Source organism: Salinicola endophyticus (genome assembly GCF_040536835.1).
Classification (GTDB): domain Bacteria; phylum Pseudomonadota; class Gammaproteobacteria; order Pseudomonadales; family Halomonadaceae; genus Salinicola; species Salinicola endophyticus_A.
On record NZ_CP159578.1, the window covers coordinates 1,472,981 to 1,497,167 of the forward strand.

The 24,187-nt window shown below is 65.3% G+C and carries 31 protein-coding genes; 3 read left to right on the top strand and 28 right to left on the bottom strand.

All coding sequences use genetic code 11. The features are described 5' to 3' along the window. Positions 1-56: 56 nt before the first annotated feature. The 11 genes from ABV408_RS06675 to ABV408_RS06725 all read right to left on the bottom strand — a co-directional run bounded on the left by ABV408_RS06675 (position 57) and on the right by ABV408_RS06725 (position 8,332). On the bottom strand, positions 57-407 hold the full coding sequence (locus ABV408_RS06675; RefSeq protein ID WP_353981676.1) for a hypothetical protein: 351 nt from the start codon (positions 405-407) through the stop codon (positions 57-59). 52 nt (positions 408-459) lie between these two features. After that, positions 460-711 (bottom strand): hypothetical protein, encoded by a 252-nt coding sequence (locus tag ABV408_RS06680; RefSeq protein WP_353981677.1) that lies wholly within the window; start codon positions 709-711, stop codon positions 460-462. A gap of 59 nt (positions 712-770) precedes the next feature. Further along, positions 771-959 carry a hypothetical protein gene (locus tag ABV408_RS06685; RefSeq protein ID WP_353981678.1) on the bottom strand — a complete coding sequence of 63 codons (189 nt, stop codon included), beginning with the start codon at positions 957-959 and terminating at the stop codon, positions 771-773. A gap of 88 nt (positions 960-1,047) precedes the next feature. Next, positions 1,048-1,434, bottom strand: a complete 387-nt coding sequence (locus tag ABV408_RS06690) for a hypothetical protein (protein WP_353981679.1) — start codon at positions 1,432-1,434, stop codon at positions 1,048-1,050. Positions 1,435-1,557: 123 nt separating this feature from the next. Continuing rightward, positions 1,558-2,577 carry a contractile injection system protein, VgrG/Pvc8 family gene (locus ABV408_RS06695; RefSeq protein WP_353981680.1) on the bottom strand — a complete coding sequence of 340 codons (1,020 nt, stop codon included), beginning with the start codon at positions 2,575-2,577 and terminating at the stop codon, positions 1,558-1,560. Next, positions 2,574-3,017, bottom strand: coding sequence for a phage tail protein (locus tag ABV408_RS06700; protein WP_353981681.1), 444 nt, complete (start codon positions 3,015-3,017; stop codon positions 2,574-2,576). The genes ABV408_RS06695 and ABV408_RS06700 overlap by 4 nt, the downstream gene beginning before the upstream one ends. Positions 3,018-3,026: 9 nt before the next feature. Continuing rightward, the gene (locus tag ABV408_RS06705) at positions 3,027-6,041 is read right to left on the bottom strand and encodes a phage tail tape measure protein (protein WP_353981682.1); all 3,015 of its coding nucleotides are present in this window, start codon (positions 6,039-6,041) and stop codon (positions 3,027-3,029) included. Further along, complete coding sequence (locus tag ABV408_RS06710; protein WP_353981683.1) at positions 5,995-6,159, bottom strand: GpE family phage tail protein; 165 nt, start codon at positions 6,157-6,159, stop codon at positions 5,995-5,997. Before ABV408_RS06710 ends, ABV408_RS06705 begins: the two co-directional genes overlap by 47 nt. 26 nt (positions 6,160-6,185) lie before the next feature. Further along, on the bottom strand, positions 6,186-6,503 hold the full coding sequence (locus ABV408_RS06715) for a phage tail assembly protein (RefSeq protein ID WP_353981684.1): 318 nt from the start codon (positions 6,501-6,503) through the stop codon (positions 6,186-6,188). A 93-nt stretch (positions 6,504-6,596) separates the two neighbouring features. Further along, positions 6,597-7,109 carry a phage major tail tube protein gene (locus ABV408_RS06720; protein ID WP_110675912.1) on the bottom strand — a complete coding sequence of 171 codons (513 nt, stop codon included), beginning with the start codon at positions 7,107-7,109 and terminating at the stop codon, positions 6,597-6,599. 38 nt (positions 7,110-7,147) lie between these two features. Then, positions 7,148-8,332 carry a phage tail sheath protein gene (locus ABV408_RS06725; RefSeq protein ID WP_353981685.1) on the bottom strand — a complete coding sequence of 395 codons (1,185 nt, stop codon included), beginning with the start codon at positions 8,330-8,332 and terminating at the stop codon, positions 7,148-7,150. A gap of 117 nt (positions 8,333-8,449) precedes the next feature. Here ABV408_RS06725 and ABV408_RS06730 point away from each other — a divergent pair, with 117 nt between their 5' ends. Further along, complete coding sequence (locus ABV408_RS06730; protein WP_353981686.1) at positions 8,450-9,085, top strand: hypothetical protein; 636 nt, start codon at positions 8,450-8,452, stop codon at positions 9,083-9,085. A gap of 43 nt (positions 9,086-9,128) precedes the next feature. Here ABV408_RS06730 and ABV408_RS06735 read toward each other — a convergent pair whose 3' ends face one another. The 17 genes from ABV408_RS06735 to ABV408_RS06815 all read right to left on the bottom strand — a co-directional run bounded on the left by ABV408_RS06735 (position 9,129) and on the right by ABV408_RS06815 (position 20,602). Beyond that, a complete protein-coding gene (locus ABV408_RS06735) occupies positions 9,129-9,266 on the bottom strand; it encodes a hypothetical protein (RefSeq protein ID WP_353981687.1) in 138 nt (45 codons plus the stop codon). Continuing rightward, entirely contained in the window at positions 9,263-9,886 is a 624-nt protein-coding gene (locus ABV408_RS06740; protein WP_353981688.1) for a DUF4376 domain-containing protein, read from the bottom strand. Before ABV408_RS06740 ends, ABV408_RS06735 begins: the two co-directional genes overlap by 4 nt. Further along, a complete protein-coding gene (locus ABV408_RS06745; protein WP_353981690.1) occupies positions 9,886-12,423 on the bottom strand; it encodes a hypothetical protein in 2,538 nt (845 codons plus the stop codon). The genes ABV408_RS06740 and ABV408_RS06745 overlap by 1 nt, the downstream gene beginning before the upstream one ends. A gap of 10 nt (positions 12,424-12,433) precedes the next feature. Further along, entirely contained in the window at positions 12,434-12,976 is a 543-nt protein-coding gene (locus ABV408_RS06750; protein ID WP_353981691.1) for a phage tail protein I, read from the bottom strand. Beyond that, positions 12,969-13,868, bottom strand: a complete 900-nt coding sequence (locus ABV408_RS06755; protein ID WP_353981692.1) for a baseplate J/gp47 family protein — start codon at positions 13,866-13,868, stop codon at positions 12,969-12,971. The genes ABV408_RS06750 and ABV408_RS06755 overlap by 8 nt, the downstream gene beginning before the upstream one ends. After that, positions 13,868-14,218 (bottom strand): GPW/gp25 family protein, encoded by a 351-nt coding sequence (locus ABV408_RS06760; RefSeq protein ID WP_353981694.1) that lies wholly within the window; start codon positions 14,216-14,218, stop codon positions 13,868-13,870. Before ABV408_RS06760 ends, ABV408_RS06755 begins: the two co-directional genes overlap by 1 nt. After that, on the bottom strand, positions 14,218-14,853 hold the full coding sequence (locus ABV408_RS06765) for a phage baseplate assembly protein V (RefSeq protein WP_353981695.1): 636 nt from the start codon (positions 14,851-14,853) through the stop codon (positions 14,218-14,220). The genes ABV408_RS06760 and ABV408_RS06765 overlap by 1 nt, the downstream gene beginning before the upstream one ends. An 87-nt stretch (positions 14,854-14,940) precedes the next feature. After that, positions 14,941-15,393 carry a phage virion morphogenesis protein gene (locus tag ABV408_RS06770; protein WP_353981696.1) on the bottom strand — a complete coding sequence of 151 codons (453 nt, stop codon included), beginning with the start codon at positions 15,391-15,393 and terminating at the stop codon, positions 14,941-14,943. Further along, positions 15,383-15,880 (bottom strand): phage tail protein, encoded by a 498-nt coding sequence (locus tag ABV408_RS06775; RefSeq protein ID WP_353981697.1) that lies wholly within the window; start codon positions 15,878-15,880, stop codon positions 15,383-15,385. The genes ABV408_RS06770 and ABV408_RS06775 overlap by 11 nt, the downstream gene beginning before the upstream one ends. A 95-nt stretch (positions 15,881-15,975) precedes the next feature. Continuing rightward, positions 15,976-16,344: a hypothetical protein gene (locus ABV408_RS06780; RefSeq protein ID WP_353981698.1), complete on the bottom strand. Its 369-nt coding sequence runs from the start codon at positions 16,342-16,344 to the stop codon at positions 15,976-15,978. Beyond that, positions 16,341-16,841, bottom strand: a complete 501-nt coding sequence (locus tag ABV408_RS06785; protein ID WP_353981699.1) for a lysozyme — start codon at positions 16,839-16,841, stop codon at positions 16,341-16,343. The genes ABV408_RS06780 and ABV408_RS06785 overlap by 4 nt, the downstream gene beginning before the upstream one ends. Further along, positions 16,841-17,143: a hypothetical protein gene (locus ABV408_RS06790; RefSeq protein ID WP_353981700.1), complete on the bottom strand. Its 303-nt coding sequence runs from the start codon at positions 17,141-17,143 to the stop codon at positions 16,841-16,843. Before ABV408_RS06790 ends, ABV408_RS06785 begins: the two co-directional genes overlap by 1 nt. Positions 17,144-17,147: 4 nt before the next feature. After that, on the bottom strand, positions 17,148-17,360 hold the full coding sequence (locus ABV408_RS06795; RefSeq protein ID WP_353981701.1) for a tail protein X: 213 nt from the start codon (positions 17,358-17,360) through the stop codon (positions 17,148-17,150). A gap of 73 nt (positions 17,361-17,433) precedes the next feature. Continuing rightward, a complete protein-coding gene (locus tag ABV408_RS06800; RefSeq protein WP_353981702.1) occupies positions 17,434-17,904 on the bottom strand; it encodes a head completion/stabilization protein in 471 nt (156 codons plus the stop codon). 96 nt (positions 17,905-18,000) lie between these two features. Next, the gene (gene gpM / locus ABV408_RS06805; protein ID WP_353981704.1) at positions 18,001-18,759 is read right to left on the bottom strand and encodes a phage terminase small subunit; all 759 of its coding nucleotides are present in this window, start codon (positions 18,757-18,759) and stop codon (positions 18,001-18,003) included. Further along, a complete protein-coding gene (locus ABV408_RS06810) occupies positions 18,759-19,784 on the bottom strand; it encodes a phage major capsid protein, P2 family (RefSeq protein WP_353981705.1) in 1,026 nt (341 codons plus the stop codon). Before ABV408_RS06810 ends, gpM begins: the two co-directional genes overlap by 1 nt. 8 nt (positions 19,785-19,792) lie before the next feature. Continuing rightward, the gene (locus ABV408_RS06815; RefSeq protein WP_353981706.1) at positions 19,793-20,602 is read right to left on the bottom strand and encodes a GPO family capsid scaffolding protein; all 810 of its coding nucleotides are present in this window, start codon (positions 20,600-20,602) and stop codon (positions 19,793-19,795) included. A gap of 193 nt (positions 20,603-20,795) precedes the next feature. Between ABV408_RS06815 and ABV408_RS06820 the strand changes: the two genes are divergently transcribed. Together ABV408_RS06820 and ABV408_RS06825 are read left to right on the top strand one after the other, a co-directional pair. Further along, positions 20,796-22,571 (top strand): terminase large subunit domain-containing protein, encoded by a 1,776-nt coding sequence (locus ABV408_RS06820; RefSeq protein WP_405049939.1) that lies wholly within the window; start codon positions 20,796-20,798, stop codon positions 22,569-22,571. Then, positions 22,568-23,641, top strand: coding sequence for a phage portal protein (locus ABV408_RS06825; protein ID WP_353981708.1), 1,074 nt, complete (start codon positions 22,568-22,570; stop codon positions 23,639-23,641). Before ABV408_RS06820 ends, ABV408_RS06825 begins: the two co-directional genes overlap by 4 nt. Positions 23,642-24,187 lie beyond the last annotated feature (546 nt).

Sequence of the window (24,187 nt, forward strand, 5' to 3'; positions counted from 1 at the left end):
CATACAGTATCCTGTGACCCCGCGGCGGGTGGCAAGGGCTGTGCTAGGTGGGCGCCTTAGAACCCCAGCGACTCGACCATCGCGACGCGCTCGGCATAGCTCATGTCGCGCACCCGGGCAGCCAGATCGCGCAGCGCCGAGGGGTCGCCGGCATCGCTATCCTCGAGTTCGGCGTCGAGGTGCTTGATCAGCAGCGGCTCGACGAATGAGCCGGATAGGGTATTGCCCAGCATGTCCCGCTCGGCCTCAGTCAGCGCCGGCACCTGTCTGCATATCAGCTCGTACCGCTCGGCGATCGTGGCCAAGCGCTGGCTCAGGCTTTGCCCCTCTTTGATAGCGTCCGCGACGCTCTGTAATGGCGGGCTTAGGTAGATGCTCGGTCGCTTGGCTTTGCGTGATTCAGTCATGGATTGGCTTCTCAGGCTTGCCCCGCTGCCGCGGCCGCTGGGGCGTGTATGGTTAGTGTTCGACGCAGGCGGGGGTGGTGGCCGCATCGGCGCCGTCTTCCCACCATTCCTCGACTTCTTTGTGCTCTTGAGCGGTGATTTCAAAAGCCTCTAGCCCCTCCGTCACCCCATCTGTTCCGACTTCGCCCGCCGCATCTCTCAGTGCCTGCTCTGCATTCTCAGCGTCCCAGGTTCCCCAGTAGGCGCCGTTAGCGAAAATGGCGTATAGCGTGTGTTGGACTGCGTTGCCGTTATACATTTCCATCCCCTGTCTTTCAGATAGTTCGTAAGGCCCCGGCGGTGCCGGGGCATCAGTATCAGTGGTCACCCTTTCAAGGCGTGCGACACGCCATAGTAATCGGCTTCCCCGATTCGACTGGCCTCGATGATGTTTACCTGTTCTGCTTCCACGCCAAGGAGTTCTGCTGCCTGCTCAACGCCATCTGGCATATCTGCTGCGCTGATCACTACCGCCTCGCTATTGCCACCGTCTTTCCAGATGATGAAGTCCATTGTTCTTGCTCCCGTAGGATGGTTGCGCCGCATGGCGCGCTGCCTACTCGGCAGCAATGGCCCCCGCGGCTCCGGGGCGAGACTCAAATCAGTTGTAGGTGCGCTCGTGCCACTCGACGAACTCGGCCATCTGCCCGATCGTCAGCCAGTGGCCAGCATGAATATCGCCCTCGTCGTCGATTTCAACGCTCTCGACATCGACGTTGATCTGCTCGGCGATAGGCTCGCGGGGATCGACACCGTTGGACTCGCAGCCCTCGACATACTCCAACACCCAGTCATGCAGGCGGTCATTGAGAGCCGCGGCCAATGCTTCGCGGTGTTGATCGATAGAGATGCCCCACTGATTGCAGTCAACGCCATCGCTATAGTCGTTGGGCTCGCTCATCAGCTCCTTGATGGAGTTGTCGTTGTAGCAGGCTTCGGCGAAAGCCCGGGTCGTGTCGTCGGCGATGTTGCGAATAGCGTTGTTCATGGTAGGTCTCCTTGGTTCTGCGCCCGGGGTGGGCCAGTTCGCTCAGGGTGTGGGCTCCGTTCGCCCTACGCTTCTAAAGGTACTACCCAAGGTAGGACCATGCAAGCGGTTTCTCTATCTATTTCACTCTTCGCTCTCGCCTTGCTCTTTTCCCAGCACCTCGCACCGCACCCGGGTGCCATAGCCGCTTTCGCTCAGCGAGTCCTCCACCTCGGTAATCAGCCAGTCGGCGCCGTCGATTCCGGCCTTCCAGCCGGTGAGCGTGAGCGGGGTTTCGGGGGTGAGGTCGGCGCGGCCGTGGGATAGCGTCAGCTCGAACTCGGCCTTGCCGCGATTGAGTCGCCGAAGCTCGGCCTTGGCGGCGTGTAGGGCGTCGTGCTCGCTGGCGTAGGTATTGCGCAGATCCTTGAATTTCTCGCCCTCGCCAGCGATGGCCATCTTACGTTTGCTGCCGCTGGTGTCGTTCCAGAACGCGCGCACGCCGGTATAGCTGTCGCGGTCGGTCTGGCTGTAGCGGTGCTGGTCGCCGTCTCGGCGGGTGAGTGTGACCCGGGGCAGGGCGAGACCGCTTGCCGTCAGCGCTTCGCCGGCGAGGGTGAACAGCATCCGCTCGCTCTTGACCGCGGCAATGGCGTCATAGCGCTTGCCCAACCGGGTGAGGAAATTGAGGTCGCTTTCGTCGGTCTGGTCGATGTGCCCCACGCGGATGCCGGCCAGCGTCTCGCCGACTACCGGTGTGAGGCTGTGGCGCTTGGCGATGGTGTTGATGATGTCGGCGAGGGTGATGTCGTGCCAGCTCTGCGAGCGCTTGCCGGGCAGGAGCTGGCGCATGTCCGCGGCGCGGGCGCGGATGGTGATCTGATCGGGGGAACCGCTGTGCTCGACCTCGTCGACGGTGAACACGCCGCGATCGATCAGGCCCTCATCGCGCCAGCCGATCGCGACGTGCAGCGTGGCGCCGTGGGGCGGTAGCGCCAGGCGGCCGTCGTAGTCAGTGAGGGCGATGTCGAGCTGATCGGCTTCCTCGCCGCGCTGGCTGGTGATGCGCAGGTTGATCAGCCGGCCGTTGATGCGCGGGGTGATGTCTTGCCCGGCGAGAGTGATGCGGTAGCCGGGGCGGCGGTACTCGGGCGCGCGGGTCATGCGTAGGCCCCGGCGAGGCGCGCAAGCGATGAGGTGCCGAGGTCGCCGATCAGATCGGTGCGCTCGTCGTCGACGTGCTCGAGCGATAGCGTGAAGTCGATCTTGCCGGCGGCGCCGTCGCGAAACAGCGTGCTCGAGGTCTCGTCGACCTGGGTGATGACCCACAGCCCGTACTGTCGCCCGGTGCCTTCGACCAGCGGCCAGGCTTTGCCCTGGTCCGCCATGTCGCGGATGTCGTCGAGGTCCAGCCGGCCGCCGGTGAATTCCGGCAGCAGGGTGCCGGAGAGGGTGATCTTGTCCGAGCCCGGGCCAACGAACTGATACGCCGGTCGGTCACCGACGCGGGATTGCGATGCGTGGCGCCACTCGGTGGCGCGCTGCAGTTGCTGGTAGGGCACGGTTCGCGTCTCGAACACGAACATGCCGAGGGCCATGAGCATGGCGTTCTCCTATTCCTGATCCCACATCGACGAGCGGCGGCGGGCGGCCTGCTGGCGCTGGGCGTCGGCCAGGGCGCGCTGCACTTCCTGGGCGACGTAGCGCGCGAGCGTCTGCTCGTCCATGCCTGGGCCTGGGGTCACATTGATGGCGCCGATGTGGATGCTGTAGTCGGCGGGCTGCTGGCCACCGGCGGCGCTGATCGGCGGGCGGGTGTCGAATCGGATCGGCTCGCCGGCGTCGAAGCTGGGCATCGCCGCGGCGGGCAGGGTCGCGGCGCCCAGGGCGATGCCGGCACCGGCCTGGCTGACGCGCTTGGCGATGTCGGCGACGCGCTTAGCGGGCTCGTCGCGCTGCCGATCGAGGCCGACGTTCAAGCCGTCGACGGTATAGCCGCCCAGCCTGGCGAACACGCGGGACGGGCTGTGGATGTCGAGCTTTTCCTTGAACCAGCCCGTTACGGCGCTGGCCAGGCCGGTGACGCTATCCTTGAGCGCGTTCCATTTGTCCTTGAGGCCATTCATCAGCCCTTCGCCGATCCAGCCGCCGAACTCGGCAAACACGCGCGACGGGCTGTTGATGCCGAGCACGTCGGCAAACCAGCTCTTCACGTTGCCCGCGATCCCGGTAATCGAGTCCTTGAGTGCGGTGACCTTGGTTTTTACGCCGCCGATCAGGCCATCCATGATGTCGCCGCCGATGCCAGCGAGCCGCGCGGGTATCTGCTTGAACCCTTCCCACTGGTTCGCGATGTGGTTCTTGATGCCGTCCCAGGCGGTGGTGATGGTGCCGCTCACGGCGCCCCAGGCGGTGCTGGCGCTGCTCTTGATGCCGTCCCACAGCCCGCCGAAGAAGCCGCTTAGGCCGCTCCACGCTGCCTTGATGGCGCTGCCGAGCGAGCGCATCTCTTCGGGGATCTCGACGCCCATGGCGGAAAGCACCGTGGTAATCCCTTTCCACACCAGCCCCAGCGGCGACCAGTTTGCCAAGAGCTGCATAACGCTGCCGATGCCGCCGCTAAAGGCATCCTTGACCTGCTGCCAACGGTCGCTAAACCAGCCGGCGATGGCGTCCCAATTTTTGTAGATGAGGTAGGCGGCACCGGCGAGCAGGGCGACCACGGCGACGATGCCAAGCACGATCCACGTAATCGGGTTGGTCAGCAGCGCGAGGCCCGCTTTGCCGATCGCGCCAGCCAGGCCGATGAAGCCCCGGCCGAGGCCGACCAGCCCCTTGCCCAAGGCGGGCAAAATCTTGCTGGTGAACCGGTAGATAATCCCGCCGGCGCCTTCGGTGCGCAGGCCCAGCATGGCCATTCCATAGCGGACTGTGACGATGGGGCCAAGGATCGAGGCCAGCATGACCGTAAAGGCACCGCCTACGGCGACCAGCGCCGCGAGGCCGGCCGCGGCCTTTGCGATGCCGCCGGCTAGCTCGGGGTTTTCCTTGATCCAGTTACCGACCGCCCGGGTGACCCCGGTCACGCTCTGCACCAGCTCGCGTAGCGGCCCCTCGTTGGTGTCGGTGATCGAAATCCCGACCTCCTCCCAGGCCGAGCGCAGCCCTTTGAGGTCGCCGCCGATGTTGTCGGTCATCGTCTGGGCAACGCGGGCATTTTCGCCGGCGGCGTTCTTGTACATCTCGACGAACTTCTCGATGCCGGCGGCGCCCTGCTGGGCGATCAGCTCGGCCATGCCGGCGCCGGGCTCTTCGCCGAAAATCTGCTTGAGGTACTTGGCGCGGTCGGCGTTGCCCATGTTCTCGGTGGCTTTGGCCACGTCGGCGAGGATCGCCGGCACGTCACGCATGTCGCCCTGGGCGTCCTTGGCGCTGACGCCGAGGGTCTTGAGCGCGCCGGCGGCGGCGCCCGTGGGGGCGGCGAGGCGGGTCATCATGGCGCGCAGGGTGGTGCCGGCCTGGCTGCCCTGAATCCCGACGTTACCCAGCAGGGCGGTCATGGCGGCGGCCTGTTCCAGCGATAGCCCCATCTGGCGCGCCTGGGGCGCCACGTATTTCATCGACTCGCCGAGCATTTCTAGGTCGACGTTGGCGCGGGTGGTGGTCGCCGTCAGCACGTCGGCAACGTGCCCCATCTGATCCGGGTCGAGCCCGAAGCCCGAGAGGATGTTAGAGCTAATATCGGCCGTGCGGGCGAGGTCGGTGCCGTTGGCTAGCGCCATGTTGAGCATGTCCGGCATCGCGGTGCGGATCGCTTCTGGGGTGAAGCCGGCCATGGCCAGGAACGACTGACCTTGGCCGACTTCGCTGGCACTGAATGACGTGCTCGAGCCCAGGTCGCGCGCCTGCTGCTTCAGCGCCTTGAATTGCTCGCTGTTCTTGTCGAGCCGGGTGAGCGCTTGCACGCGGCTCATGGTCTCGCCGTACTCGATCCCGGGCGCCAGCATCTGCGCGCCCCCGTATAGCGCTGCACCACCGGTGGCCATGCCGGTCATTCCGGCGCCACGGATGGCGTTGGCACGCCCGACGCCACGGTGAAACTGGTCGGATGCCTGTTGGGCGCGGCGCTGCGCTTCGGCGAGGCTACGTAGGCGCTCTTTCTGCTCGGTGATCTGCGCGTTGGCGTTGCGCATTTTCCGCGTCAGGGAGTCTTCGGTACCGGCGAGTTTTCCGGTAATTCCGTGGGTCTCACGTAGAGAGGTTTTCAGGCGCTGCGCTTTGTCGGTTTGTTCGGCGTACTTCCGCGACAGCTCTTGCGCTTTTTTGATGGCAGCATCGCGCTCGCGATTGAGCGCGGCGGTATCGCCTTCCGTCGTGCGCAGTTGGCGCGATAGCTCCTTGACGCGCTCGCGCTGCGCCTTGAGCGCGTCGGCGCTCTCCGATACCTGGCGCTTCATCGTCTTGAACGATTGGAGGTCTTTCTGGGCGCGCTCGAGGTTGCGCAGCTGGTCGCGGCTGGCCTTCAACGCCTTGGCGGTTTCGCCACTGCCCTGGGTGATCTTCTTGAGCTTGCCGGTCGTTTTATCGACGGCGTCTAGGATGACCTGCAGCTTGAGATCGCGCGCCATGGGTGTCCTCGGGGGATGAGCGTTTGCGGGCGCGCTCGCGCCACTCCATCAGTTCGCGCAGGCTGAATGCCGCGCAGTCGGCGGGGGTCCAGTGAAACACGATGGCCAAGTCGGCCATCGCGTCTTCTACGTCGCTCGGGAGACTTACTCGGTCTCGCCCCGTGCCCGCTTCGAGAGCAAAAAACCGGCGATCTCGCTGCCGCACTGCACCAGATCGGCCGGGTCCATCTGGCGCGCTTCGTGGTCGGTCAGGCTGGGCTGGGAGAGGCGCGGGATCAGCTTGATCAGGGCGTCGGTCTGCATCTGCAGCACGTCGGCCAGGTTGACCCCGCGCAGCTCGCCGGCGCTGGGCTTGCGCAAGGCGATCTCGGCGATGGTCTGCTCGCCGCGTACTACGGGCGTATCGAGCGCGACGGTGGCGGTGGTCGGCTGGGTGGTCGCCTTGGCGGTTTTCTCGGTCATGGTCTGCTCTCTGCTGGTGAGGTCATACCACCCCGGCGGGGGTGGCGGGATTCTGTCGGGGGTGACGTAGTGCACGGGCTAGAGGCGCGCGGCTTAGATGCCGAGGGCCTGGCGCCGTTTGGCGAGGCGGTCGTCGCCGTTGACCTTGAAGACGGCATTGGGGATGTCGACCTCGATCTTGGTCGCGCCGTCGATGACGAGCTTGTAATAGCTCAGGGTGGTGGTGATGCTGTGCTCGGTGTTCTCGCCGTCCTGGGCGTCGCCCATGTCGATCTCGGTGTGACGCCCGCGCATGACCACTTCCACCGCGACCACCTCGTCTACGTCATCGCGCTCATAGCTGCCGGTCATGCGCAGCAGGTCGGCGTCGATGCGCGAGGTGCCGAAGTTGTCGAAGATCGATTCGATCAGCCCGCCCACCGTCCATTGGCAAGTCATCAGGCCATCCATGCCCATATCGATGCCGACCGTGCCGTCCATACCGCCGCCGCGCCATTCCTCGATTTTGCGCGTGAGCGTGGGCAGCGTGACCGACTGCACCTGGCCCTGGTAGCTGTCGCCGTTGCCGAACAGGTTCAGGCCCTTGAGTTTCTTGGGGAGTGCCATCGTTCAATGCTCCTTTGGGTTCCCGATACCGGCCGCCGTTAGGCAGTGGCGGCGACGCGCTCGGCGAAGTCGGCGAGATAGGTGTCGGTGATGCGCTGCTGAAACCCGAGGTCTTCCAGCGGCGGAACCGGGGTGTAGTCGTAGTCGATGCGCAGCTTGCCGGCCTTGAGGCTGCCCGCGGTGTTGAGGTCTTCGTTCAGCCACGCGGTGCCGTCGACGATCAGGCCCAGGGCCTTGAGTTCGGCAAACTTGGCGTTGATGCCTTCGATGATGTCGCGGGCCAGCGAGGCGTGCAGCGGCTTATCCACCGCCCAGAGGTGGGCCTCGGCGATGGTGTCGGCGAGGATCTGCGCGGTGCGGGTGTAGTTCTCGAACGGGAACAGCGATTGCGGCCCGGCGCAGGTACGCGAGCCCCAGAAGCGAAAGCCGCCCTGGTTGACCAGCGTGGTGACATCGGCGGCGTTGAGGATGCCGGCGTCGGTGTTGGGCGATTGCAGATCCCAGAACACGTCACGATCGATGCCGGTGACGCCGTTGATGACCACGTTGGATAGCGTCTTGTGCCAGCCAATCTCCTGGTCGAGCTTGGCGCGCAGGCCGAGCGCGACGGCGACCGGGGAGAGGCTGACGGTCTCGGCGGTGTCGGTGTCGAAGGCTTCGAACTGGGGCCAGATCAGCATCAGCTCGCGCGCGCCGAATTGGTCGCGGTAGGTGGTGACGTCGGTCAGCGTCTCGCAGCCGTGGGCGTAGGCGTAGCCGAAGGCGCGCAGCGCCTGCAGCACCGGCACCATGGCGGTGACCACCTCCTGCGTGTCGAGCTCCGGGCAGCCGATCAGGCGCGGGGTCACGCCGAGCTTTTGCTTGGCGGTCATCAGCGCTTGCAGGCCGGTACGCTGGCCGGTGTCGAGGGTGGTGCCGATGACGTTGGCGCGGGTGTCGGTCTCGTCCTCGCCCTCGGCGACGCGCACCACGACGATGATCGGGCGCGCCTGGTTGCCGATGGCGGTGAGGGCGTCTTTCAGCGTGCCGGTGGTGCCGGCCTGGCCGATGGCGGTGGCCACGTTGGTGACCAGGGCGGGCTGATTGAGCGGAAACGCCGATGCATCGGCATCGGACGCGGTGGCCACGATGCCGATGACGGCGGTGGAGATGGTGCGAATGGTGCGGGTGCCGTCGTTGACTTCCGAGACGCGCACGCCGTGGTGGTATTGGTCGAGAGCCATGTCGAGTCCTGATCAGGGGAGCGAGGGGCAAAGGGTCAGGGCTCAATGGTGTGGCGGCTGGTAGAGTGGGGCGAGCGGTTGGGGTTGTAGAACTTGGGGTGACAAAAGGAGAGGAAGGTGAATGATTTCACTGCAGAGCAGATCGATGCATCTCTAAGAGTTCAATTGAGCCTCGAAGCACTCAGATGTCGTGTTGCCTATGAGTCGTTTACTAATCTTTTAGAAGGAGAGTTTGTTGCTGAAGAAACGCGAGGAGATCTTTACTGGTTTGTACTTCAACAACACTGTGTTTCATGGGTGGCTCATTTATATGAATCGATGAAGCTGTGCGTTGAGCGTGATCAAGGGTTGGAGCCGGGTGGGCTAAAAAATTGGATCAGGAGGGAGTTCAAACTTAAAGATCATCGATTGATCTCGGAGAAAGTCAACGAAATGGTGGGGGAGGGAGCCAAAAGAGCCTTTGAAAATGACGAGCCGTCGCGAGATGCCAAAGTTGATTGGTCTGATAGCTTCGTAGAGTCCCTAGTCAAAATTCGGAACAAGCACTTCGCCCACCCCGATGCTGAACGGGTAGATCTATCAGCCATGTCTAAGTTTGGGAGAAGCCATTATTACATTGCCTTTTCGTGCTATAGACAGTGTGTATTGCCTTGGGCAAGGCCGGGTTCCATTCCGAGAGATTTAAAGCTCTCTGTGGGTAAGTTCAAGAAAATCATATTAGAAATCCCAAAAGGCAAATTCCGATCAATGTAAGTTTGAGCCCGCCACCCGGCGGGCTGTCTCGTTTTGGCGATCCCTACCGCTCGATTTGCAACCGCGGCCCGCAGCGCTTCGCAATCGAGGCGCCGGGCACCGCGAGCAGAGCCAGCGGCAGGAAGACGGCGAGCATCAGGCCGGCGGCGATGCCGGCGTGCTCCCAGTTCGTGCGGTTCATTCGCTGCCCTCGGTGGTGCTCGTGTCGGCGTCTGCGCTATCGGTGGCGTCCCATGCCACCGCCTGGATCGCCTCACGGTCGCCGGCGGCCTCAGCGGCGGTGATGGCGTCCTTGAGCTGCCAGGATGTGGCCAGCAACGCCTGCTTGAACCCCTTCGCGGCATCGGTCAGCGCGATCATCTGCTCGGGCGTGAGCGTATAGACCGTGTTCGAGCGAGCGCGCAGCGCCATGGTGGCGTCGCTGTCGCCGGCGGCGCGGCGGTCGCGGGCCTCGATGGCCAGCCCGAGCAGGTTGGCCTCGTCCTCGTCCGGCCGGGTCTGAATCACGTCCTCGCTACCGTCCGGTAGGGTGTAGGGCATGCCGGCGCGCAGCTCGGTGGCCAGGGCGGTCTCTATGGCCGCGCGCTGGCGTGCGGCCAGCGTGGCGATGGGCTCGCTCTTTTCGGGGAGGTCTTCACCGCTAGCGAGGATCGCGGCGTGAATCTCGTGGCCCAGCGGCTCGGGGTCATCCGGCGAGGCGGTGAAGGGTATCCAGCCCAGCGTGGGGTGCTCGATCTCGCAGTCGAGGGTGCCGTCGGCATGGCGAGTGGGGTTGCGCCAGTTGATCTCGTCGGCTGGCATTAGGAAATCCTCCGAAATAGCGTCAGAACACGCTGAACGCTGACTACATCGCCGCCGCCGCACGCGCGCCAGGTGCCGGGCAGCCGTGTGCCGGTGTCCGTGGTTGTGAGGGTGCCGTTGGCGTCCTGTGAAATCGACGACGCCGTTAGCGATCCGCCCGATATGATGTCCGAGGTTTTGACCTGGGCTCCGTAGTAGGCGAACGCGTAGGTTCCGACGACATAGCCGCCGGCATTGCCGATATGGCCCAGCACCCAGTCCCGATCGCTGGCACCGTTGCCCAGCCGGGCAGTCGGCAGCGTACCCGCGTTGAGATTGCCCGCGTTGCGATACTCCCAGCCCTGCATGCCGTCGAGCTTGTCGGCATCGAGACCAGACCCGGGGCCGTCGTTGCCGGCATGCCAAACGTCTGACCCCTGGACGACCAGCCGAATCGGGTGCTGCTCGTTCCCCGCTGGGTTGAGATTGATCGCCCCATCTCGGACATAGGCCCTCACGCCCTGCTCGGTATCGCCCGGCTCGTCGTAGTCCAGCAATGAGAAGTAGCGCGATAGCGAAATGTTGTTCGCGACGCCACTGGACGATGCAACGAAGTTGCCGGGATAGTTGCCGCCGAGCGTCCGGGCATCGCCGGTGATGTCGATGTCGTAGCTACCGGATAGCCGCGCTTTGGGCAGGGTGCCGGCGTTGAGGTTGCCCGCGTTGCGGTACTCGCTGCCGTGCAGGCCGTCGAGCTTGTCAGCATCCAGACCCGAGCCCGAACCCTGGTTGCCGGCGTGCCACATCTTGTTGCCCGCGGCAGTCACGTTGCCGGTATCGAACTGCACGGCATCAGTGATGAATCGCACCAGCGGAGATGCAGTGCCGTACCAGCCGGTGAACAACAACGGGGAACTGGTGCCGTTTGCGTCCTCGCCATACCCAGACTGAATGTAAGCTTTGTCGCCCGATGTCGTGAGCCTCAGACCCGCATCGCCACGGCGCCATACCGTCGTTTCATCGCTGCGCAGAAATGCGCTCGACTCGAGCCCGTCGAGCTTGTCGGCATCGAGACCAGACCCCGCGCCGTCGTTACCCGAGTGCCACACGTCAGCCCCTTGGATGCGTACCCGAATCGCGTGCGTCTCGTTCGGCGCCGCGGTGAGGTTGAGCACGCCGTCTCGGACATAGCTTCGAATCCCTTGTGAGGTGTCACCCGGCTCGTCGTAATCCAGCCACGAGGTGTACTGATCGTGGCGCATATTGGTAGCCATGCCATAAGACGCTGTCACGAAGTCAGCCGGCTTTAGGCCGCGTAGCGTCCGGGCATCGCCGGTGATGTCGATGTCGTAGCTACCGGATAGCCGCGCTGTGGGCAGGGTGCCGGCGTTGAGGCTGCCCGCGTTGCGGTATTCGCTGCCCTGCATGCCATCGAGCGTATCGGCGTCGAGACCGGACCCCGCGCCGTCGTTGCCGTCATGCCAGAGCTTTGCCGGGGTTCTGAGATGTCCAAAGTTTTTGGCGAAAACCACGACATTCAGCGGTTTATTGGCTTCCTGGCCACCGCCATCGATCAGAATTTTTCCCCAGTTGCTGTCGTCCCAGGCTGCCGCAATCAGCGACGCGCCGCTGTTATTCCCGTACCCGGACACGGATGACGAAACGCGATAGATACCGTTTGCGACGTGGTCATTGATTGACGACGACGGATAAGGGAGCCCGGCCTTGAGCCCGAGGCCGTACTGCTCGAAAGCCAGGCGCACCCCGGCCGCGTCGGGGTAGACACCGGACGCCCCTGTCTTGGCCTCGTCTTCGGTGGCTTTCTCAATCAGTCCGGTCGAGGTTGTGGTCGCGGTGCGGGCGTTGAGCCCTGCCGGGGTGACGGCGCGGGCGTGATCGACACCATCGCGGACTTCAGCATAGGTCGCCAGCTCGATCATGCCCTGCTGGTAAGTGCTGGCCGCCGGATGGTCGCGGCTCGCAGCGTGGTCGGTGAGTTGCTTTACCGTGGCATAGGCGGCGAGCACCTTGTCGATGAAGGCTTTCAGCGTGCGCGGGACGACGCCGCGGCGGGCGTCGCTGCCGGCGTCGACCTCGGCCTGGGTGGCGATCTCGAGCACCCCGGCGACCTCGGTGGTGGCCGGCGGGTTGAGAAAGGCAGCGTCGCCGAAGGTGATCGAGGAGACGTCGAGGGATTCGACCACCAGATCGGTGGCCAGCAGCAGGGTGGCCGGGGCGGCCTTCTCGATGATCCAGTCGCTCTGCGAGTAGACCGCGAAGAGCACGCCGGCATCGGTGAAGAGACCGATCTCGCCGACGGCGTAGGCATCGCTGCTCTCGTCCTGCACGGTGACGTGCAGCGTATCGGCGGCGACGGCGCGCCCGGCGATGGTGTCGAGGCGCTTGATCGGCGCGCGCAGGTCGGTCTGATCCTTGGCCGGCGCGTAGCGCTCGCCGCCCAGCCCGATCTCGCTGATGGTCAGGGCGTTGGTGCCGTCGTGGTCTGCGTCGATCAGCGCGGCGCGGCCGGCATCGGTGATGGTAAAGACGATGGCCATCGGGGTTCCTCTAGTCGGCGGTGGCCGAGAGTCGGCGGTAAACGAACGTGCGACCGGCGCCGGCGACGCCCAGGCCGCCGGACCCGCTGAGCCCGGCGGTTAAGGTGAAGTGAGAGCGCACCGGCTTGGTACGGCTGATCTCGTCGACGATGTCCTGCTGAAACTCGGCGCTGTTTGGCACCTCTGCGCCGAGGGTCAGCACCACGTCGAAGGTGTGCGGCTCGCCCGGCTCGTCTTTCTGCCACCACTCGCGTAGGGCCAGGCTCGAGCCGAACGAGCGGACCACGTCCCGCACGCTCTTGGCGGTGCCCTTGCGGCGCTGGATCTCGACGGCATCGCGGATGCGCTGGCGCTTGATGCGCTCGGGCCAGTAGGGCTGCCAGGCGTCCAGCGAGAGCGCCCAGGCGAGCCACGGCAGCAGCTCGGCGGGGCAGGTGTCTGGGTTCCACAGCGAGCGCAGCTGCACCGGCAAATCGCTGGCCAACGCCGTGGTCGCTTCGAGGGTGCGCTCTGCCTCGGTGGCGTTGGGCGGCAGCAGGCTGTCGCTACTCATCCAGGCCCCCATCGGTCAGCGCGATCTCGGTGCAGTAGGTCGCCTGGGTGCGGTCGACTACCAGGCTTGCCGTGGGCGCGGCGAGTTCGACCCGCTGCACGCCGGGCTGGTGCAGCGAGGCGTAGAGCCCTGACAGGGTGACGTCGAGGCCGATGCGGTGCTGACTCTCGGCGTAGTCCGCCGCCGCCTGGCGCGCGGCGCGCATGACCACTTCGCGATCTGGGCCGGCGTAGAAGTAGAGCGTCGCGTCGATGCGATAGTCGACGATCTCGGCGCTCCGCACGCTGACGTGATCGGTGAGCGGGCGCACGTCCTCGGCAGACAACGTGGACTCGACGCGCGCGAGCAGGTCGGCCGGTGCGGTGCCGTCGGCCTCGCGCGATAGCACCGTCACCACCACCTCGCCCGGCGCCGGGCTGGTGGCGCTGGCATCCAGCACCTGGCCATCGGCAGAGAGCGCATGGAAGACATAGGCACCCTCGGGGCCGGCGGTGGAGAAGCCTTCCAGCGAGAGCTGGATGCGCCGGCGAAAGTCGGCGTCCGTCTCGTAGGTGGCCGGCACCGGCGGCACGGCGTCGGCGTCGCCGGCGTCCAGCATTTGGCGGGCGACCCCGTAGAGCGCGCCGAGCTGATCGAGGTCCGCGCCGCGGGCATAGGCGAGCATGACGCCCTTGGCGGCCTCGTTGATCCGCTGGCGCAGCAGCAGCTCACGGTAGGCCGCCACCTGCAGAATCTTGTAGGCCGGGTCTGACTCGACGCTGACGTCGAAGTCGGGATCGCGCGTGCGCAGATCGTCGAGCATGGCGGCGAATATCGCTTCGAAGTCGAGCGCTTCGATCACGTCCGGCGCCGGCAGGCGCGAGAGGTCTACCGCCGTGAATCCGCCGGCCATCAGCGCCCCCCGGTCAGCGCGACGCCTAGCTCGACGTCGTCGCCGGTGTCGACGCGGCGGGCGCTGATCGTCAGATCGAGCCGCCCGGGGCGCGTGGTGGAGACGTTGCGGGTGATCTGCTTCACGCGAATGCGCGGTTCCCAGCGCATCAGCGCCACCACGGTGGCCGAGTAGGCGCGCAGGGCGGTAGCGCCATCGAGCGGCTGGTCGATCAGCTCGGGCAGCAGCGAGCCGTAGTCTCGGCGCATGACGCGCGAGCCGATCGGCGTGGTGAGAATGTCGGCGACGGATTGGCGGATGTGCTCGACGCCATCCAGCGCCGCGCCGCTGGTGCGGTTCATGCCGGCCATCAGCTCACCCCGTCCGTCTTGTCGCCGCCGCGTTGCACGCCGCCGTGGGTGTGGCTGGCGCTGATGTCGCGGCCGTTGCTGGTCACCGCGCCGGTGAAATGCGTATCGCCGGCCATGGTCGCGGTTTGGCCGCTGGGCTGGGTGAAGTTGCCGTTCAAGGTGAGATTGCCGTTGATGACGGTATTGGCGTTGAGCGTGGCGCCGCCCGCGGCGGTGGCGGTAAGGGCGGCGGCGGTGGTGACGCTCACCGCGCCCTGGGCGTCGAGGCTGGCCGAGCCGGGCAGGGTGGCGCTGAGATGGCTGGCCGCGTGGTCGTAGCTGAGCACGGCGCCGTCGGGCAGCTCGACCATGGTGATGTTGGGGGCGTGGCTCGGCGCCGGCACGGTGTCCGAGTTGATCGCAGAGAGCACCACGGCGCCGCGCAGCTCACCGCCGGGGGCCAGCAGCAGCACTTGCTCGCCCAGGGTGGGCGGGTTCCAGGTTCGGGTTTGCCCGGCGCGGGCCGTCAACCACGGTAGCCAGTCGGTCAGCAGCTCGCCGCACTGCACGCGGACGCGCACAGCGGCGTGGTCGATCTGGGCGACCGTGCCGATGCGGATCAGGTTTTCGAGCAGGCGGGCGAGTTCGGCGGACATGGGGCACCGGTGGCGGTTGGGTGTCGTCTGGCCATCGTCCACAACGCGCGGCGCGGCGTCTGCCGGCGCGCGTTGTAGAACGCGGGCTCACATCCCTGCGAGGTAGTCGAGCACGCCGTCGCGCACGCGCTCGCGGTCGGCGTCGGTGAATCCGATCAGCTCGCGCTCGGCGTATTTCACGCGCGGGCCGTTCTCGGCGACGCGGTCGCGCAGGCCGTACTGGTGGGTGCGTGCGATGCTGGCCACGCGGCCGAAAAATCCGACCTCGGCGCCGCCCGCGCTGGTGCGGACGCGCAGGTATTTGGCCGTGCGCAGCTTCGCAAACATGGCCTTGCGCCGGATGGCGCCCTGGCGATCGCGCGAGCGGCGGGGCGCGTAGTTGCTGCCGTCGGGGTTGCGCTGGGCTTTGATGCGTTCGCGCTGGGAGCGGCGCAGGTCGGTCGCGACCAGCCGGGCGAGCCGGCGGCGTTCGTGCGCCTCGAGACGCGCGAGCAGGGGGGCGAGCCAGTCATCGAGCTGGCTGAGGTCGTCAGAGGCCATCGCGTGGCCCGTCCCATTCTGCAATCAGGGTGTAGTCGCCGCCGGCGTCGGCGTCTCGCAGCAGTAGCTGCCAGCGCTCGGCGGGGCATTCCTCGGTGTCTAATCGGGGCATGCGGTGTTCGGCGAGAATCTGGCCGGTGGCACAGTCGCGGCGGGCGACGACGCGCTCGCTGAGCTGGACGCGCAGCGCGACATCGACGGCGCTGTTGCTGAGGATTTCCGCCTCGAACGAGACGGCCTGTTCATGGGGCAGGTCGGGTTGATACGCCGCGAGCCAGTCGAGTAGCGGGATCATGATGGCGTCGATGGCGTCGGCGTAGTCGGTCAGCACAAGCTGGGCGGTGTAGCTGTAGCCGTGGCTGAGATTGCCGCCGCGCGCGAATTCGATAGAGCCGTCCTCGACGAATGTCAGTAGGCGGCCGGGGTCGTGCTGTAGGGCGGGTACGGCGTCAATCAGGTGTTGACGCAGGGCGTTGAGCTTGCGCATTCAGGGTCTCCACCAGTCCGTTATGCCGGGTTGCGCAGTCGTGGTACTGCGCGGCCCAGTCGCGCAGGGTCAGCACCACGGTGGCGCCGGTGCCGTCAGCCAGCGCCGGCAGCGTCTCCGGGCAGCGGGTCAGCAGCGTCTGCTGGATCGGGGGCGCGGCCGGCGGCGGCGTCGTTGAGCAGGCGCACAGCGTCAGGCTCAAGGCAGACGCGGCGGTAAATCGGTTTCTGGATCTCACGAATCACTCCGCGGTCGATGACCCGTTGATTGGCGTCGAGGGTGGCAAGCCGCGCCTCGACCACGCCGGCGATGACGGACTCCCGCGCCAGCGCCTGGCTGGCCGCCGCCTGGGCGGCTTCGAGGGCGGTGAGGCGCTGAGCATCCTCGAACCAGCCGCGGCTGAGCCAGCCACCGCCGGCGGCGATGACCAGCACGATGACCAGGGCGAGCGTGCGCGCCGTCATTCCAGCCCCGCCAGACACAGCTCGCGTTCTGCCGCCCGGCGCTTGACCAGGCCGGCGAGCTTCCGGCCACCGGCGTAGACCCAGCGCGAGAGCTGATCGCAGGCGGCGCGCGTGTCGCCGGCGTTCAGCCTGGCCAGCAGGGTCGAGTCGCGGAACGCCCCGGCGCCGACGTTGAAGATGAACGAGGCCAGCGCCGCCCGGCGGGTCGGCGGCATCGTGGCGTTGATCTCCGGGGCGACGTTGCGGTCGATGGCCTCGAACGCCTCGCCCAGGTCGCCGGCGAGCAGTGCCTCGCACTCTTGGGTGGTCCGGGTCTGGTTCAGCTCGACCGTCGGGCCGGTGTGGCCGGTGCAGATCGTCGGGATGCCGACGGGGTCGGGATACGCTTGCAGCTCGGTGCCTTCGTAGTGCTTCACCACGTTGATCGAGAGCGACAGCGCCAGGCCGCAGGCGCCGCCGATGCCGGCGCCGCCCATCCACCGCTTCCAGTTTTTCATCAGTCGCGCCCCCGGATGCGGTCCCACCAGTCGCGCAGGTTGCCGAGATACTTGGGCAGGATCAGCCCGATCTGCAGCGCGAGATACGCCAGCGTCAGGACGGTTACCCAGTCGGACGGCGTCATGCCGCCGGCGTGTAGCAGCGAGACGAGCGCGGGCGGCGTGGTCTTGATCGCTTCGGTGGTGATGCTGAGTTGCTGGGCCATGTTCGTCCCTGCGTAGACGATGAGTAGCGTGATCAGCACGATCATCGGATCGGGCGTGCGGTTGTTGTGCCTGCTGTGTCGTTGAGTCGTTCGCATGGCATCAGTCCCAGAGCTGGACGGTTGCGGTGCTGGGCGACTGGGTGGCGATGTCGGGCAGCGCGACGACCGTCGCGCTTGGGAGCACCGGGCCGAGGTCGGCAATGCCGGGGTTGGCTTCTAGCACCTGCTCGGTGATGCCAGCGGTCTGGCCATAGACCCGGTGACAGATGCGGTCGAGCGTGTCGCCCTGGACGCTGCGAATCGTGCGCGGCATCAGACCAATCCTCCCGGAGAGGATTGGAACAGCGCGCAGCGCTGGCCCGTAGGGTGGACGACAGGGATGTCGTTCATATCAGCTCGACCGTCACATTGGGCCGGCCGCAAATCTGGCTCACCGCCCAACGGGCGTCGCGCCTGTAGGTGCCGGCGGTGTCTTCGTGCAGGTCTCCGCGGTCCCGGGTCGCGGCGGTGGCGTCATAGTCCCGGTAGCGCTCGAGCAACTGCGCGTGCGCTTCGGCGAATACCGCGCGCTGATATAGCGCCGGGTAGATGCCCGCCGGCTGCCAGTCCGGGGCTGGCACGGCATCGATGACCGGATAGCCGGCCTCGACCTGCCGGGCCTGCCACTCGCGCAGCACGCGGTTGGTCGCGGCGATCGCGGTCAGCAGCACGTCGGCGATGCGCTGGGGCGTGACCGTGCCGTCGATGCGGTGGGCATCGCGGAAGGCGGCCGGGTCGATGTCAGGGTAAAACGTCGCGTTGGGTATCGGTTCCGCCGGGGTGGCGCTGGCGTTGCCGGCGGCGACGAAGCTGGACATAGCGCACCTCATAAATCAGGGGGTGGACGACGGATGCGGGAGAGCCTGGGCTTTCCGTCTCCGTCGTGCCCCCTGGCGTCGGCGGTCGACTCGGTGTCAGCCGGTGGCGTCAGGCGCCTGGCTGGTATTGGTTTGCGTCTCGGCGGTCGCGCCGCTGTTGGGCTCGGTCGACGGCGTGTTGCTGTCGGGCTCGGTCGCGGGCGTGGCGTTCTTGAGTTCGCGTTCCAGGCGTTCGATGTCTTTCTTCACGCCCACTCGCTCATTCAGCTCCCGGGCGCGCTGGTATTCGGCGATGGCCTCGGGCAGCTCGCCGCGGGCGCGGTGCCCGTTGCCCAGTGCCTTGTGCAGCTTGGCGCGGATCTGGTCGTGCATGTCCGCACCCTGGGTGAGGGTGTCGATCTCACGCAGCGTATCCAGCAGCGAATCATCATCGTCGGCCAGGGCGAGCGCCTGGTCGGCGGACTCTTCGACGAGAATCGCCGCCGTCGGCCGCTTGAACTCCTCGCCGGGGTCGAGCTTGTGCTTGATCGCATAGCGGGCGATGTCCAGCGCGCCAGCGATGTCGCCGACGTCGATACGCCACAGCATCACGCGCATGATGACTTCATCCTGCGCACCCTGGCCGGTCTCGAGCACGCCGGCGACGTACTCGGCGTAATTCGGCAGGATCTCGCGCTTGACCTCGATCTTGCGCTCGACCGACTGAATCGATTTCAGCCGGCGATAGTCCTCGAAATACTGCGCCATCTTCAGCTCATACTCGGCGCCCTGCATCGGCGCCTCGCCCGCATCGGCCGCCGCTTGGGCGGCCGATACGCGCTCGAAGTGCTTACGGATCGAGCTGACCATGATCATCAGGCTCCGGCGGTGGCGTCGTCGGCGGCTGCGTCGGCGTCTTCGAAAGTGATGCCTTCGATCAGGCAGCCGAACCCGTAATCCTCGATGACGTAGGCGTCATTGCTGGATTCGTAGTTGACGATGCGCTTGCGTTCCGGCTTGTCGATCAGGTGGCGACGACGTGACCCCTCTTGCCAGTAGATCGACAGGTTGTCGGTCGACGTGATGAAGATCGCGTTCTCCGGCATGAACGGCACCTGCATCGCGGTCTGTCCACCCATGCGCTTGGCCGCCATGATCAGGTCCAGGGCGCGGGCCTCGGTGGGCTGCTCCCATTCGTTGATCTTGGGCAGGTACTTCTCGGTCATCATCGAGCGGCCGACCAGCGCGACCAGGTCGGTGTTCTCGCGGTACCAGGGGTCGATCAGCGAGTTGACGGCCTCGTAGATCAGGGCATCGAGGTTCTGGAATTCCTGGCCCTTGCCGATCGTCATGCCGTCGATCACCCGCGCGCTGGCGTTGTCGCGGTACTGTTGCAGCCAGCCGATGTTGACGTCCTCGAGCATCGGGTTGGCGACGCGGTCGGTTTGCTTGGCGGCAGTCTTGCCATGGAATCCGATCATGATGCGGTCCAGCGCCTGCTGGCGAACGATGGCGTCGCGCACGCGGGCCTGGAAATCCGGGAATTTCGACCAGGCGTCGAGCTTGGCCCAGGTGATGAAGGTGTCGAACTCGGTGGAGTGACACTCGTAGTCCTGCGGCTCGAGGTTGGTGGGGTCGACCGGGACACGATCGCGCTGGCTGACGTCGGTGCGGCCGGCGATGGGGCCACTGATGCCAAGGCCGAGTTTCTGCCCCTTGAGGTCACGCACGCCGGTCATGTTGATGCGGTTCAGGAACTCGCTCGATTCCTGAATCTTGGTCTCGAGTGTCTGTTGAACCGTCGGATCAACCTCGAACTGAGCGAACGCGTCGGCGGTGCCGTTGATCTGAGCGAGCCGCGCGGCGTAGGCGTTTAGCTGCTTTCGGGTGTCGTTGCGCATGGTCTCTCTCAGCAATCCGTTTCGATGGAATCGTTACCGCCGGTGGACTCTTGGCGGCGCTGGTGTCGGGGTGTGGTGTCGAGCTTGGTGTAAAGCGCGTCGAACTTGGCCTGCAGATCGTCGTGCGCCGTCTTCAGCTCGGTGAAGGCAGCGGCGGTGGGGCGCGCGGCGAGGTCGGCGGCCATCTCCTGATGGCGCTGCATGAACATGCCGAGGGTTTCCTCGAGGTCGGTGCGGAATGCCGCGAAACCGGCCTCGGTCTTGGCGTCGTTCTTGGCGAACATTGAGCGGAATTTCTCGGCCAGCGAGGGGCCTTTCGGCGTCTCTTCGGAGAAATCGAACTCGGTCTCGACCGCTTCGGAGAACAGGTTCTCCGGGCGCTGCTTGCGATCGCGCAGCGGTGAAGCGTCACCCGCGCCTGCCGCGAATTGGAGCATCGACGTCCCGAGAGAGGCGGGGGAGTCGGTCACGGCCAGGCCGACGAGATACGCCTCACCGGTGTCCGCGAACTCGGGATCGACTTCCATCGAGGTGTAGACCTTCTGGCGCTGCTTGTTGAGCGCCTTCAGCTCGTCGGTCGGGTCGATCTCGGCGAGCAACTGCACTTTGCCGTCGGCGTTCTTCTCGGTCTTGAGCGCCGTCACATCGCCGTAACTCTTGAACGGGCTATCCGGCAGTACGCCGCGGATGTGCTCGAGATTGACCCGGCAGCCGTATTTCTCGGGGTCGAAATTGGCGGCCATCTGTTCGAGCCAGGCGGCGCTGATTTTGCGGCCATCGGTGGTGGCGCCTTCGGTGGCGATGCGGTGCCAGGGCATTGAGCGTTCTCCGGGGAGCGGGCGGGCTGACTACTGTATGGGCGTCAGGTTCCGCGTCCCGGCGGGGACTCTCAACGAATCCGCGTTGTAGAACGGGTGATAACAAGTCGTGCCCAGATAATGGCGCTCGGCGCGCCGGTACGCTGGCCGCATGAAAACACCGCCGACACCCGCCCCCGACTCGCCCGCCGCCATCGACGCTACGCTCGATATTGTCGATGGTAACCGCGCTAGCGCCCGCCACCTCTACTGGATGGGGTGGCGCATCTCGCGTATCGCCGAATTTCTCGATCAGCCCCGCGCCACGATTCAGAGCTGGAAACAGCGCGAGAAATGGGACGAGGCCAGCCCGACGCAACGGGTCGAGGGCGCGCTCGAGGCGCGCATGGTTCAACTGATCACGAAAGACGCCAAGGAAGGGCGGGATTTCAAGGAAATCGACCTGCTCGGCCGACAGATCGAGCGCTTGGCCCGGGTTCACAAGTACCAGGGCAGCGGCAGCGAATCGGACCTCAACCCGAATATCGAGCGGCGCAACGCTGGCGAGAAGCGCAAGCCCAAACGGAACGACGTCGGCGAAGAGGGCGTGATTCAGATCGTCGAGGCTTTCGAGGCGTCGCTGTTCCTCTACCAGCGGCACTGGTATCGCGCCGGGCAGCATGAGCGCATCCGAAACATCCTCAAGTCTCGCCAGATCGGGGCGACCTGGTTTTTCGCGCGCGAGGCCATCGCCGACGCGCTCGAGACCGGCAAGAACAAGATTTTTATGTCCGCTTCGAAGGCCCAGGCGCACATTTTCCGCAACTACATCGTTCAGTTCGTGAAAGAGACCACCGGGGTAGAGCTGAAGGGCGACCCGATCGTCCTGGCCAATGGCGCTGAGCTGCATTTTCTCGGCACCAACGCCAAGACCGCCCAGGGCTACCACGGCGACACCTACCTCGACGAATATTTCTGGATCGTTGGTTTCGAGCAGTTCCGCAAGGTCACGTCGGGCATGGCGATGCACAAGAAGTGGCGCCAAACCTATTTCAGCACCCCGTCATCCGTGGCTCATGAGGCGTATCCGTTCTGGACCGGCGAGCGATTCAACAAGCGCCGCGCGAAAGCCAAGCGAGTCGAGATCGACGTGAGCCATTCCGCGCTTTCCGGTGGGGCTCGCTGCGCCGATGGGCAGTGGCGACAGATCGTGACGATCGAGGATGCCATCGCCGGCGGCTGCGATCTTTTCGACCTCGATCAGCTCCAGCTCGAATATTCGGACGACGAGTTCGCGAACCTGCTGATGTGCGAGTTCGTCGACGACAGTCAGTCGGCGTTCCCGATGATGACCATGCAGCGTTGCATGGTGGATAGCTGGGATCTGTGGCGCGACTGGAAACCGTTTGCGGCGCGGCCCTTCGGTCAGGCGCCGGTATGGATCGGCTATGACCCGTCGGGCGACGGCGTGAATAGCGACGGCGCTGGCCTTGTGGTGCTGGCCCCCGCGAAGAACCGCAACGACCGTCACCGAATCCTCGAGCAGACCCGTATCAAGGGCAGCGACTACGAGGAACAGGCCGATTTCATCAAGACCGTCGCCAGCCGCTACAACGTCCAGCACATCGACATCGACACCACCGGCATGGGCGAGGCGGTCGCGCAGCTCGTCGCACGCTGGTTCCCGCGCGTCACACGTCATCGCTACACCCTTGACAGCAAAGCCGCGCTGGTTCGCCAGGCGCAGCACATCATCAGCCACGGCCGGCTTGAGTTCGACGCCCGTGACGTGATCGTCGCGCAGTCGTTTTCGGCGATCCGGCGCGAGCTGACGGCCAGCGGCGGCCAGCTCACCTACTCCGGTGGCCGCAACGCCACCACCGGCCACGCGGATCTCGCGTGGGCGACGATGCATGCCCTCAGCAATGAGCCGATCGACGTTCTCGCCGCCGGCGAGCGCGGCGGCTCGACTATGGAGATCAACCGATGACAGCAACGGCGGATAAACCGCGCGTTAGGGTTCCAGCAACGCTATCCGCACAGGCACCAGCACCGGCACCAGCGCCGGCACGCGCCCAGGCATTTACATTCGGAGACCCGGTGCCGGTCATCGACATGCAGGATTTCCTATATACCGGCTGCTGGATGCTGGGTTCGCGCTGGTATGAGCCACCGATTGACCTGCCGGCGCTGGCACGGACTTACCGCGCGACCGCACATCACGGCAGTAGCCTGCAGGTGAAGCGCAACATCTTGACTCGTTCATTTATCCCGCACCCGCTGCTGAGTCGGAAGGCGTTCCGGGCGTTAGTCAACGACTATCTAATTTTCGGCAACGCCTACCCCGAGCAGGTCTATGGCCGGCTTGGGCGGCTGCTCGAGATCCGCCCCGCTCAGGCGCGGTACGTTCGACGTGGGGTCGAGCCGGGGCAGTATTGGTGGGCTTGCGACTGGCGTCAGCCGGTGGAGTTCGAGCGCGACTCGATCATTCATCTCATGGAGCCCGACATCAATCAGGAACTCTACGGCGTGCCGGATTATCTCGGTGCGTTGCAGTCGATCCTGCTCAATGAAAACGCCACGCTGTTTCGCCGGCGCTACTACCTCAATGGCTCACATGCGGGTTTCATCATGTACGTGAGCGACCCGAACGTGAATCAGGATGACGTCGACGCCATGCGCTCGGCACTGAAGGACAGCCGCGGCATGGGCAACTTCCGCAACCTGTTCATGCACTCGCCGGATGGCAAGAAAGACGGTATTCAGGTAATCCCGCTGAGCGAGGTCGCTGCCAAGGACGAGTTCGCCGGCATCAAGAAAACGACCCGCGACGACGCGCTCGCCGGCCATCGCGTACCGCCCCAGCTCATGGGCGTGATGCCTGACAACGTCGGCGGCTTCGGGGACGTGGAGAAAGCGGCGCGGGTGTTTGTCGTCAACGAACTCGAACCGCTTCAAGCGGTGTTCTTCGAGATTAACGACCTCGTGGGTGAAGAGGTGGTGAAGTTCCGGCCGTATGAGCTGGGCTCTACCGCGCAGGAATCACCGCCGCTGGTCTGACCTGACACCGTGTCGATCGAGCCGCCCACCTGGGCGGCTTTTTTACGCCCATGGCATGTATCGCTGTTGATACGCATTAGCTTTAGCATCCGCATTTGTAGACGCTACGCGGCCAACGCGCTCGCTTACGCCTCGCTGCCGCTCGACGGTCACCGGGTCGCATTCATGCCGCGCGCCCTTCACGCGGTCCCGCTGACCCCCTGCCGGCCCCTTTCTCCCCCTCGGCGCGCCGTCGACTCCCCGCCCCGCCTGCGCGCTAAATGGGTCGGTTTTATTGCAGCGTTGCAGGCGGTCCCATGCCGCGCTACTGCTGGTCTGCGCGGTGGTTATAAGGCGACGTTTTTTGATGCGGAATGTTGCATTTTGAACGAGGATACGCGGCGGCGGGGGCGGGGACGTGTGCTTTTACTGATTTTTGGTCGTGCTGTACCGCTAGTGTACCAAGCAGGCTACAAAGCCCGCGGCTGTGGGGCTTGTTGTCCCATCCATCATGGGCGCCACTGAAAAGCGGCGGGCGCAGTCTGCGGGGCTTTGAGTCGGCATATC